Below are 11,537 nucleotides of genomic sequence, written 5' to 3'. Positions count from 1 at the left end.
GGGCCCACCGGGGCAGTTTTGAGGTGTCGCCCCCAAAAAAACAAAAAAAAAACCAACCCCCCCCCCCCCCCCGGGGAACCCCCCCCCCCCCCCGCTCCGTTGCGTGGCCGATTCGCAGGTCAGGCCAGCAGCTTCTGGACGCTCGCCTTCAGGTCGGCCATGGCCACGCGGTAGAAGCGGGGCCCGAAGGACACGCGCGCCACGCCCAGCTCCTTGAGCGTGGCCAGGTCCAGGTGTTCACCGGTGTTGCCGTTGACCGGGCCGGGCAGTTCGGCGACGAGGGTGGCGATGTCGCTCTTCTGGCGCACGCCGATCGGGTAGACGCAGTCGGCGCCGGCGTCCAGGTAGAGCCGGCCCCGTCGTACCGCTTCGGCAACCCGCTCCGGTTCAGGCACTCCACCGGAAGGGAGGAAGGTGTCGACGCGGGCGTTGATGAAGATCGGGACGTCGGCCTCGTCCGCCGCGGAGCGGACGTCCGCGAGCCACTGGGCCTGTGCACCGGCCTCGGTCAGGCCACCCGCCCGGTGATCGGTGTCCTCCAGGTTGCAGCCGACGGCTCCGATCTCCAGCAGCCGGTCGACCAGTTGGCGCGGCTCCATGCCGTATCCCGCCTCGGCGTCCACCGTGACCGGGACCGACACCGCCCCGGCGATCCGCCCGGCGGCGGCGAACATCTCCTGCCACGGCGCACGCTCACCATCCTGATGACCGAGCATCGCCGCGATGGCGGCGCTGGTCGTGGCGACCACGGGGAACCCCGCTTCGACCACGGCCGCCGCGCTGGCCGCGTCCCACGCGTTGGGCAGGACGAGCATCTCCTCGCCGTGCAGCTTGCGGAGCCTGTCGGCGCGATCCTTCAGATCCGTCATGTCAGCGGCCATCGATATCCTCCACGTCGAAAGAAGGGCAGGTCATGAGGGGTGGCACTGAGATCTATTCAGTTGTCGGGTCGTACTCGACCGGCCGCCGGCGACGTCTCCGGTCAGGCGAGCTCGGGGCGCAGCACCAGATCGAGCAGGCCGGGAAAACGCTCGTCGAACTCCGGGCGGCGCAGCCGGTTGACGCGGCAGGGGCCCTCGTCACGCTGCTCGATCACTCCGGCCTCCCGCAGCACGGAGAAGTGGTGGCTGCGCGCGGCCTTGCCGACCGGTACGTCGAAGGCACCGCAGGTGATCTCCCAGTCGTGAACGCCGCTCAGCTCACGGACCATCGCCAGGCGTATCGGGTCCGCCAGAGCGGCCAACGCCGCTGTCAGCGGTACGTCCCGGGGATGTGTGTGGTTGGGTGCGACACGGCCTGTTCCTGTCTGAGTCGTCGTCACGTGGCCCTCCCGGATCAGCTTCCGCCGGACACCGGGACCCGACCCTTCGAAGCCCGGTCGGCGGGCCTGCCCGCCTGTTCGTTGGTTCTTGAACAGTGTAATCGGTCGGCCTGGAACCGGATGTGAGCATCCGTGCGGCCCACATGGCGTGGGCGCGGGGGGGGGGGGGGGGGGGGGGGGGGGGGGGGGGCCACCCCCCCCCCCCCCCCCCCTCCCCGCCCTCCCCCCCCCCCCCCCCCCCCCCCCCCCCCCCCCCCCCCGCCGCCGTTCCAACGGGGGATTATGGAACGGCGGGTCAGAGGGTGGACGTCAGTTGGCGGGTTTGGGCGGCCGGGGCAGCTTCAGGCTGGTGACGCCGGCGATCAGGATGAGGACGAGGCCGATCCCGAGGACCCACTCGAGCGACTGGGCGTATCCGGCGACGTCCCGCTGGTTGCCGAGGAAGGCGAAGAAGATGGTGCCGATCGCCGCCACGCCCGCCGCGCTGGCGAACTGCTGGATGGTGGTGAGCACACCGGCCGCGGCGCCCACGTTGGCCGGCCGTGCGCCGGCGAGTACCACACCGGCCAGCACCGGCACGGCCAGGCCGTTGCCGAAGCCGATGAGGATCATCGGTGCGATCAGCAGCAGAGCGCTGGTGTCGGATCCGGAGAGCTGGAGGACGGCGGCGAGGGCGAGCATGCCGACCGCGGCGATGACGATGCCCATGGTGACGAGCCGGCCGCCGTACGTGGCCACCTTGCGCGGCGCCATGAGGGAGGCGCCGGCGAAGGCCACGGCCAGCGGGGCGAAGGTGTAGCCGGCTTCGAGCGGGCTCAGGCCCAGTCCGGACTGCAGGACCAGGGTCAGGGCGAACATGAAGCTGTAGAAGGCGGCGAAGACGCCGAGGCTCACGACGAGGCCGCGGTTGAAGACGGTGTTACGGAACAGGGCGAGGTCGAGGAGCGGCTGGCCGCCGCGGCGGGCGAGCGCCGACTCCCAGCGCAGACTGAGCACCATCACGGGCACCGAGGCGATCAGGCTGAGCCAGGTCCACAGCGGCCAGCCCTGGGCGCGGCCGAGGACCAGCGGGACCAGCGCCAGCGCCAGCGAACCGGAGACACCGATGGCGCCGAGCGGGTCCAGCTTGGGCCGTGCGCCCGAGGCCGTCTTCGGCAGCAGGCCCAGGGCCAGGGCCACCGCGGCGAGGCCGATCGGCACGTTCACCAGGAAGATGATCCGCCAGCCCAGGTCCAGCACATCGGCCTGGAGCAGGGCGCCGCCGAGCACCTGGCCGGCCACGCCGCCGATGCCCATGGAGACTCCGAACCAGCCCATCGCGCGGGCGCGCTCGGTCGGCGGGAAGACCGCGGTGATCAGCGCGAGTACCTGCGGCACCATCGCCGCTCCGGTCAGGCCCTGGAGAAGGCGGGCCGCGACGAGCTGGCCGTCGCTCTGGGCGAGGCCGCACAGCAGGGAGGCAGCGGTGAAGGCGAAGGTGCCGCCGAGGAACATCACGCGCGGGCTGAGCAGGTCGCCGAGCCGGCCGCCGGTGACGAGGCCGGCGGCGTAGGTGAAGCCGTACCCGGCGACGATGAGCTCCAGGGCGGCCTGGCTGGCGTGGAGGTCCTGCTCCAGCGAGGGAGCGGCGACGTTCACTACGAACAGGTCGAACTGGACCATGAACATGGCCGCGAGCAGCACGGGCAGCATCAGCCAGCGCCGGGCGTAGGGGGTGGGAGCGCCTGCTCCGGGCGCGTCGGCAGCCGGTTCGTCGGCTCGTTTCACGCTACTGGACATGGATTCACACCGCTTTCAGGTGGGGACGCCCGACGCAGGGCCCAGACTGTTCAACCAAACACGAACACCCGAGGAGTGTACGCAACCCGTCGAACACCTGCAACCCTGACGGAGAGTCAACATCTCGGCTGTTGAGGCTCATTGGCGCAGAACGAGGCCCGGGTGGGGTCCGTACTGAGGGCCCCACCCGGGCCTGTCCAGCGTCCTGACCGTCACATGTCAGTCGACGTTCATCTCATGGACGGCGGGGACGACGTTCTCGCCGATGGTCCGCAGGATCCTGTCGTAATCGGTGAACGTGTTGATACGCAGGATGATGTGCCGGCATCCGGCGTCGACGTACTCGCGGAGGAACGCGATCATTTCCTTTTCCGTGCCGCCGAAATACCCCTGATACTTCTTCATCGTCGTCACGGGAAGCTGGTAGTAACGCGTCGTGTAGTCGTTGAGTGCCGCTTCGGCGGTCACGGCGTCCCGATCGACGTTGACGTTCAGATACAGCGACGGGACGATTCGCTCCGGGTCACGACCGGCGGCCCGAGCGGCGTCCTGGATGCGCTGCAGCGATGCGCGGTACTCCTCGGGTTCGATATGGACCGGCATCCATCCGTCATAGAGCGCTGCCGTGCGCGCCACGGCCTTCGGCTTGCCGTTACTGGCCAACCAGATGCCGGGGCCTCCGTGCGTCATCGGGGGGCCCTGCTGTCGCAGCTCGGACAGGTCGTAGTACGCGCCCTTCAGGTCGTCGTCCTCGCCTCGCCACACCGTCTTGAAGGCCTTCACCGCCTCGTCGACCCGAGTGATCCGCTCGGTGTACGACATGGTGACCGCATCGCTCTCGTTGTTCACGGGCAGCGGTTCACCCATGCCGAGGCCCATGCGCAGCCGGCCGCCACTGAGCTGGTCCAGGGTCGATATCGCGTGGGCGAGCGCGTGCGGCTCACGCAGCACGGCCGTCAGCGCTGCCGTACCGATGGTGACATTCCTGGTCACCATCGATATCGCCCCCAGGAGGGCGAGCGGCTCCAGACGTGGCCGTGTGACGAAGGAATCGCCGACCCATACCGAGTCGAATCGGAGTTCCTCCACCTGCTGCGCCAGCTTGATCAGCGGAGCTGCGGCGTTCTCCGGCGTCATCATCGAGAATTCACGGACCGGAAGTGCGACACCAATCTCCGGACTCACTCTGGACTCCTCTCGTCATCAGGTTTCGCATCAGTACAACCGTGTGCCTCGACAAGCCGCTTCTTCCAACGTGCGCACCCGCCGTCAACACCCGTACCGGGCAGCGGATTCGGATTCCTGGGCGAGCCGGCGCAGGGCCAGCAGCATCGGGTCGAGCAGAAGGGTCAGGAGGACGACGCGCTCGGCCATGTCACCCGGGTCCATCGGCGGCCGGAGCCGGTCCAGATCCAGCGCGGCGGTCTGCTGGGCGAGGCGGGCGTACGGGAGGAGTGACTCCCAGTCGCAGTCCAGGCCCAAGGAGCGCAGGGCGTGAAGGGACTGGCCGAGGGCACGTATCGCAGGATGGCCCTCCGGCACCTTCCAGTCGAGTTCCTTCATCAGGGCGCTCGCCCCGACCCTGTCCGCCAGGTCGTCCCGGTCCGATACTCCGGCGCTGGGGATCGGCAACAGGCCGAAGAGCGAGGCCAGTTGGTCGCTTTCACCCTTGCACGCGGACATGACGCCGAGCACCTGCCTGACGTCGCCCACCGACAGTCCCCGGACGCCGAGCAGAGCGCGGATCAGTCGCAGGCGGTGCAGGTGGGACTCGTCGTACTCGGCCTGGTTCGCGGCGACGGCCCGGCCGGGCGGGAGCAGTCCTTCACGCAGGTAGTACTTGATGGACGCGCTGGAGACCCCGCTGCGGCGGTTCAGTTCGGACAGACGCACATGCGCTCCAGATCAGGCGGGGGTCGATTTCTCGGCGGGCTTCTCCGGCGGAGTGAAGGGACCCCATGTGAAGGCCGGCCACCAGGTCTCCGGCGATGCGCTCCAGGAGAGTTCGCCGATCTGACTGAGCGTCCGCCTGCCCGTCAGCGAGCGGAACACGTCCAGGCTCGCCCCGCGGACCGTGGCCGTGGCCTCGCCCTCACCGAGCAGCCACTCACCGTGGGGTGTCTCGATGCGCAGCGTCGGCAGGCCGAGCTCGCCCACCTTGAGGCCGAAGCCGAGCGCGACCAGTTCGAGGGCGTCGGGGAAAGCGGGTTGATCGGTGGTCGGTGGAACGTCCAGCGCACGGCGGATGTCGAGTTCATGGGAGAGGGCGTCCATGTGTGCGATGCGCGGCCGCAGGCCCGGGGCGCGCACCAGAGCGTCGGTCACCGCCCCGTCCAACTCCGCCCATTCCACGATGAGTTCGTCGACCGACAGGCCCTGTTCGGGCGCCGGGATGTCGGGCAGGTCACGGGGGTCCTCGGCGATGACCGTCCGGCAGACCTGGAGCAGATGCCCGACCAGCTCGCGCACCGTCCAGTCGGGGCACGCGGGCACGGGCAGCTCCGCGCCGTCGGGGTGTTCCCGCATGAGGCGGGCGAGGGAGACGCGGACGCCGCGATAGGCGTCGGAGTAGAAAGTACGGGGCTGTTGTGTCGTCGTCACGTGAGTGCATCCTCGTGGTCATGGGCAGGGGGACGGTGGTCCGCCGCCGCGCCGGCCTGTCGTCGGGTCACATGCCCTGCTTCGTTCAGCCAGCGAATCGTGTCGGCCATCGTCTCGGCGACCGGGCGTGGAACGATGCCGCCCGTGGAGGCGCTCTCGTCGACACGCGTGGCGTACGCGCAGGTGTAGACGGCGCCGTACTCCGCCGGGATGTGCCAGGGCCACACGCGTTGCAGCAGGTCCGCGAGCTTGCCGAACGGCAGCATGGCGCGAGCGGGGAGGAACGCCGCCGGGAGGGCGCGGCCCGTGGCCGTGCGCACCGCCTGGACGTAACTCCGGGTCGTCAGATAGTGGTTCGGGCCGAAGTGCCGTTCGCCTGCTCCGGCCCTGGCCGTGACGAGGCGGGCATGGAGTTCGGCGGTGTCGCGGACGTCGCCGACCGGGAAGCCGCCGAGCGGCCAGAGCGGCATCAGGCCCCGCAGCTCTCCGCGCAGCCGGGCGTTCTGGTCGCCCAGATGGGGGTCGTGCGGGCCGAGCAGGGCCGGCGGGTAGGTGATCACTACGGGTGCGCCCGCCGCCTGATGCCGGCGGGCGATCACCTCCGCGGCGGCCTTGCTCCTGAGGTACGTCTCGCGGGGGCTGCCGACCGGGGAGTTCTCGTCGATCGTCGGGGAGGCGGCGGGGAACATCGCGCCCACGGTGGAGACATGGACGACCGGGTTCACTCCGGCGCGCACCGCGGTGTCGAGGACCAGCTCGGTGCCTCGTACGTTCGTCCGCCGCATCTCCGCGTGCCGCCTGCTGTCGAAGGAGTACACCGACGCCGCGTGCAGCACCGCGTCCACGCCGTCGACGGCCTCGGCCACGGCGCCCGCGTCGGTGACATCACCCACCACCACCTCCACGGAGTCCGGTCCCACCCCCAGGGGGCCCAATGCCGTTTCCACCCGGGCCGGGTCGCGGACGAGCAGACGCACACGGGCGCCGCGCCGCACCATGGCCGCCACCGAGTGCGCGCCCACGAAGCCGGTCCCACCCGTCACGGAGACGAGCATGGTCGGTCCCACCTTTCCGTCGAGGAGTGCGGAGTCGTCACTCACGAGCGGGAAGCCATCAGCTCCCGGCTGATGTCCTCCAGGCCCCGGGCCTTGGTCTCCGGTCCGACCCGCAGGAAGAAGAGCGCCGCCAGCAGCAGCGGCACCGCGCCGATGACCGCGGTCATGCCGATGGAGGGGACGGCCGCGGCGGCGACGGTGAGCGCGAGGATCAGCACTCCGCCGATCTTGGTCATCCCCGCCGCGAGTCCCGTGCCACGTGAGCGCACCAGCGTCGGATAGACCTCGGCGGCGTACCCGGCGACCACGGCCACGACCGTACTGACGCCGGTCAGCGGCACCACGAGAAGCAGCGAGAGCAGAAGGCGGTCCTCGGCGAGGGAGTCACCCGCCACGAGGAACCCCAGCAGCGAGAGCCCCGTGACCGCGCACACGGTGACCAGCGTCTTCCGGCTCCCCCAGACCCCGTACATCCACGCGGCGACCACGGTCAGCGGGAGGCCGAGGACCGCGGCGTTGCGCACGACGTAGTCCGAGTTCACGTCGGAGTAGCCGAGATGCCGGAGGTTGGTGGGGACCCACAGCTGGAAGCCGAAGGTCATCAGGCCGACACCGATGCCGAGGATCCCGATCGCGAGCGTGGGCCACAGGAGCGGGCCGCGGAGCAGTGTCAGATAGCCGCCACGTCCGACATCGGCGCTGATGGCCTGCTCCTGCTCGTCCCGCTCCTCGGCGACCGCGCCGTAGCGGGCCATCACGAGCTCGGCCTCCCGGCGCCGGCCGGACGCCAGGAGGAAGCGCGGGGATTCCGGGATCCACCGGTTCAGGGCGATGAAGATCAGCCCCGTGGGCAGGCCGATCAGCCAGAGGATCCGCCAGCTGTACGTCGGGGTGAGCTCGGCCGCGAGCCAGCTCGTGATGATGTACGCGCCCGCGATGTCGCCGCCGATGAGCACCATGAGCCAGCCGCGGTGCCGGGCCGGGATGGTCTCGGCCAGCAGGGTGAAGGTGATCGGCAGCATGCCGCCGGCGCCGATGCCCATGAATCCGCACATCACCAGGTTCCAGGTGAACCCCGGCATGGCGCCGCAGATGGAGGTGGTCACGAAGAGCATTCCGGCGAAGAGCAGGGAGGCCCGTCGTCCGATGCGGTCGCCGAGCCATCCCCAGACGAGGGATCCGATCACGGTGCCCGTGATACCGGCCAGCGGAAGCCAGGACACGGGGATGTCCCCGCCCGGGTTCATGGGCGACTTCAGGCCGTATTCGTGCGCGACTCCGGGTGCGACGAAGGCCAGCGCCGTCGGTTTCATCACGTCGATGGTCACGGCGATCGCCATCACGATCAGCAGGGCGATGTGCGGGCCTCGGAGCGGGGCGTCGTCGAGTGCGCGGATCCGGATCCGCGCGGACTCGCGCTGGATCTCCTTTCCGCGGCGGGGCACCAGGCCGTACAGCGTCGCGAGCAGCCCGACGACGATCAGCACCATCCCGGCGATCATCGGCGCGTCCGCCTCCATGCCGTGCATGTGGTACCCCATGTGCCGGGCGCTCACGTACATCGGCAGATGCAGCAGCACTCCGAGGGTGCAGGCGAGCGCGCCGCTCCAGAAGGCGACCGGGTGCTCGAACCCCCGATGGGCGGTTTCGGCCTTGCGGGCTCTGTGTCCTGCGCGGGGCATGGGGAATCCTTCAGTCGCGTACTGACGGGATGCCGCCGCCGTGATCGTCGGCGGCCCTGCCATCGTGCGGCCCCGCACCCGTCGGTGACTTCTCGCAGGTTGCCGGTCTGCGTGTCGCTCCGTTTCAGGGGCCTTCGATCCACTGCGCATGGAGGCCGTGCGGGATCCGCACCGGCAGGGGGACGACCGCGACGGGCGGGCCGGCGAAGTCGGCGGTGTCGAGGACGACCAGCTCGCCGCGGTCGGTGCCACGGTCGTGCACCAGGCTGAGCAGCCAGCCGTCCGCCTCGGGGGCACCGGCATCGCGCGGGACGAAGACCGCCTCACCGCTCTCGCGCCCGGGCCCGAAGTGGTGCGTGTCGACTTGGCCGGTCAGGAGGTCATGGCGCAGGAGTGTGGGACCGGCGAGGGAGGCGCCCTCGCCCGGCCGCATGCCCACGCCGAAGGCATAGCGGTACGGCGAGCCCGTGTACCGGTCGTCGATGCGAGGGAACTCCTCGACGTGGTCGGAGAGTCGGGTCTCGGTCACGGTGCCGCTGACGGGGTCCACGGTCCAGCGCCACAGGCACGGCGCGGACTCGCTGGGGTGCAAGGGGTCGCGGTCGAAGGCACGCTGGTGACGGATGACGTCGACGATGATGTCCCGGCCCTGCTCGTACGCGTTGACGGGGTGGAAGACGAAGCAGGGGTCGATGTCCATCCACAGGACGTCGGCGTCGCCGCCGTCGCGAGGCAGTACGCCCAGTCGCGCGCCGTGGCCGTCGTCCCACGCGTAGGGGACACGTGAGCCCGCGGCCGCCTCGCGGGCACTGAAGGTGACCGGGAGGTCGTACAGGATGGCATGACGTTCCGTCAGCGAGAAGGCGTGCATCATCGGGGTGCCCTTCACCGTGATGGCCTCGCGCCGGCGCACGCGGCCGGACGCGTCCAGCGTCAGGTAGTCGACTCCGGGCCGGCCCGGCTCGTAGGTCACCGCGTACAGCTCCCGTGTGAGCGGGTCGTGCAGGGGGTGGGCGCTGAAGCCTCCGGGAAGAGTGCCTTCGAAGTCGATCCGGGCGAGGGTGTCGAGCTCGGGCCCGAGCTGTGTCGGCAGCACTCCGCCGTCGCCGAGCGCCAGCGGGCGTCCCGCGTGGCAGACGATGTTGGCGTTGGCGTTGTCCGAGAGTCCGCGGCGGGGCCCCGGCGTGGGGAGTTCGCCCAGGGCTCGGGCGATCCGGTCCGTACGCAGCCAGCGGTTGCGGTACCACTCGGCCCGGCCGTCGCGCAGCCGCAGACCGTGCACCATCGCGTCGCCCGCGAACGCGTGGTCACGGGCCGGGTCATGGCCGCCCAGCGCGTTGGGGCCGATCCGCAGGAAGGTGCCGTCGAGCTCCGCGGGCAGCCGCCCGTGCACGGGCGGGGCGAAGAGGGTGACCTCGTCGGACACCGGCTGGTATCCGCTGCTCAAGAGGTGTGACGTGCGGTACGTGTGATGAGTGGGCATCGCTGTCCATCCTCGCGAATCACTGTTACGTAACGTCGTTACGGAAGGCTCGCAGTGGCGTGCAAGGATGTCAAGGGTGAGCCCACGAGAAGCAGATCCGACCGTCAGCACCCAACTCGTCGAGGCGGCCGCCCGATTGCTCGCGGAGGAGGGTCCTGCCGCCTTGTCGACGCGCCGCCTGGCCGCCGCGGTGGGCGCCTCCACCACAGCGGTCTACACGCGGTTCGGCGGGAAGGGGGACCTGGTCCGGGCCATGGTGCGGGACGGCTTCGCGTTGCTGGACCGCCGCCTCGGCGAGGTGGGTGAGACGGCCGACCCCGTCGCGGACATCGGGGCCCTCGGCTGGGCCTACCGGCGCAACGCGCTGGAGCACCGTCATCTCTACGGCGTGATGTTCGGCGGAGCGAGCCTCGGTGGCTTCTCACTGACCGACGAAGACCGCCAACACGGCCGCTACACCCTCAGGTTCCTCATCCGTGCCGTGGAACGAGGCATGGAGATGCGCCGATTCATCGCGGGCGACGCTCAGCTGATGGCACATCAGATGTGGATCGCGCTGCACGGTCTTGTCACCCTGGAGCTCGGCGGCTATCTCGTCGAGCCGTACGACGCCGATGCCTGCTTCGAGGCGCAGGTGCTCGGACTTCTCGTGAGCGCCGGCGCGGACCGGGACGACGCGATCGCCTCGCTCATGCGGACGCACGAGCGAGGCGGACCGTCGGGCGGGGCGTGACGGGACGCCGGCACCCGTGGAAACGCCAAGAGGCCGCGGAACTCCGCGGCCTCTGGTCGGTGATGGCGCCTTGTCGGGGCGGGGCGTCAGCCCGTCATCCCCGCCAGTTCGTACTCGGGCAGCTGCCAGCTGTCCAGCTCGGGAAGAGCCAACAGGATGGGCAGGTCGAAGGGGCAGAACTCCCGGGTCTGGAGGTCGACTTCGACGACCCGTCCCGATCGGACGGTCACCGGCTCACTGGCGCCGACGAACAGGGGCTGGCGGTTCCACGGACGGGGATCGATGCCACCCTTGGGGACCACGGCCGCACGCAGGTACCACTTGCCGTCGGGCAGACCGTCCAGTCGGTACTCCCTGGACGAGTCGAGGATGTCGCAGGCAGCCGGAGTCCCTTGCGCGATGGGGTCCTTGAAGGCGGCGACGTAGACACGCGTGGGCAGTTCCGTCCACGGGATACGCACGGTTCCCCGCACCGACCCGGGGAGAGCGCCGTCCGCGCGCTGAGCGGATAATCGAGGCGGCCGACTGACCGGGATGCCCGCCGTCGCGAGGGCGCGATAGCGCGTGGGCGAGACACTGACACTCCAGGTGAAGCGACTGGTGAACGTCCCCAGACTGTTGTATCCCACCTTGTAGGAGATGTCGGTGACACTGAGCGAGGTCTCCAGAAGAAGACCCTTGGCGCTGTGGACTCGGACCGCGGACAGGAACCGGCACGGCGAGGTGCCGGTCAATGACCGGAACACTCGGGAGAAGTAGAACTTGCTGAGTATGGCGGTGTTCGCCATCTCATCGAGCGAAAGCGGCTCTTCGTAGCGGTCCCACATGGTTTTTATTGCACGTTCAACAGCGGCTTGCAAAACATCCCCCTCATCGCGAACGA

Annotated in this window: 11 protein-coding genes; 1 reads left to right on the top strand and 10 read right to left on the bottom strand. The window is 69.8% G+C overall.

The window, feature by feature from the left end; all coding sequences use genetic code 11:
• Positions 1 to 119: 119 nt before the first annotated feature.
• The 9 genes from ACZ4VI_RS18750 to ACZ4VI_RS18710 all read right to left on the bottom strand — a co-directional run bounded on the left by ACZ4VI_RS18750 (position 120) and on the right by ACZ4VI_RS18710 (position 9,921).
• Positions 120 to 881: an isocitrate lyase/PEP mutase family protein gene (locus tag ACZ4VI_RS18750; protein WP_468000420.1), complete on the bottom strand. Its 762-nt coding sequence runs from the start codon at positions 879 to 881 to the stop codon at positions 120 to 122.
• A 101-nt stretch (positions 882 to 982) separates the two neighbouring features.
• Entirely contained in the window at positions 983 to 1,321 is a 339-nt protein-coding gene (locus ACZ4VI_RS18745) for an ArsR/SmtB family transcription factor (RefSeq protein ID WP_468000419.1), read from the bottom strand.
• Between the two features lie 309 nt (positions 1,322 to 1,630).
• Positions 1,631 to 3,100 carry an MFS transporter gene (locus tag ACZ4VI_RS18740; RefSeq protein ID WP_468000417.1) on the bottom strand — a complete coding sequence of 490 codons (1,470 nt, stop codon included), beginning with the start codon at positions 3,098 to 3,100 and terminating at the stop codon, positions 1,631 to 1,633.
• A 219-nt stretch (positions 3,101 to 3,319) separates the two neighbouring features.
• Positions 3,320 to 4,285, bottom strand: a complete 966-nt coding sequence (locus ACZ4VI_RS18735; RefSeq protein WP_468000415.1) for an LLM class flavin-dependent oxidoreductase — start codon at positions 4,283 to 4,285, stop codon at positions 3,320 to 3,322.
• Positions 4,286 to 4,369: 84 nt separating this feature from the next.
• Positions 4,370 to 4,993 carry a MerR family transcriptional regulator gene (locus tag ACZ4VI_RS18730; protein WP_468000413.1) on the bottom strand — a complete coding sequence of 208 codons (624 nt, stop codon included), beginning with the start codon at positions 4,991 to 4,993 and terminating at the stop codon, positions 4,370 to 4,372.
• 12 nt (positions 4,994 to 5,005) lie between these two features.
• Complete coding sequence (locus tag ACZ4VI_RS18725; RefSeq protein ID WP_468000411.1) at positions 5,006 to 5,701, bottom strand: maleylpyruvate isomerase family mycothiol-dependent enzyme; 696 nt, start codon at positions 5,699 to 5,701, stop codon at positions 5,006 to 5,008.
• A complete protein-coding gene (locus ACZ4VI_RS18720; RefSeq protein ID WP_468000410.1) occupies positions 5,698 to 6,801 on the bottom strand; it encodes an NAD-dependent epimerase/dehydratase family protein in 1,104 nt (367 codons plus the stop codon). The genes ACZ4VI_RS18725 and ACZ4VI_RS18720 overlap by 4 nt, the downstream gene beginning before the upstream one ends.
• Positions 6,798 to 8,438 carry an MFS transporter gene (locus ACZ4VI_RS18715; protein WP_468000408.1) on the bottom strand — a complete coding sequence of 547 codons (1,641 nt, stop codon included), beginning with the start codon at positions 8,436 to 8,438 and terminating at the stop codon, positions 6,798 to 6,800. The genes ACZ4VI_RS18720 and ACZ4VI_RS18715 overlap by 4 nt, the downstream gene beginning before the upstream one ends.
• A gap of 124 nt (positions 8,439 to 8,562) precedes the next feature.
• Positions 8,563 to 9,921 (bottom strand): carotenoid oxygenase family protein, encoded by a 1,359-nt coding sequence (locus ACZ4VI_RS18710; RefSeq protein ID WP_468000406.1) that lies wholly within the window; start codon positions 9,919 to 9,921, stop codon positions 8,563 to 8,565.
• Between the two features lie 76 nt (positions 9,922 to 9,997).
• Between ACZ4VI_RS18710 and ACZ4VI_RS18705 the strand changes: the two genes are divergently transcribed.
• Entirely contained in the window at positions 9,998 to 10,654 is a 657-nt protein-coding gene (locus ACZ4VI_RS18705; protein WP_468000405.1) for a TetR/AcrR family transcriptional regulator, read from the top strand.
• 86 nt (positions 10,655 to 10,740) lie between these two features.
• Here ACZ4VI_RS18705 and ACZ4VI_RS18700 read toward each other — a convergent pair whose 3' ends face one another.
• Positions 10,741 to 11,481: a helix-turn-helix transcriptional regulator gene (locus ACZ4VI_RS18700; RefSeq protein ID WP_468000403.1), complete on the bottom strand. Its 741-nt coding sequence runs from the start codon at positions 11,479 to 11,481 to the stop codon at positions 10,741 to 10,743.
• Positions 11,482 to 11,537: the final 56 nt, after the last annotated feature.

The organism is Streptomyces sp. NPDC029169, assembly GCF_055563935.1.
Note: the sequence above shows the minus strand (reverse complement) of the source record. Positions and strands in the feature narration are given on the sequence as shown.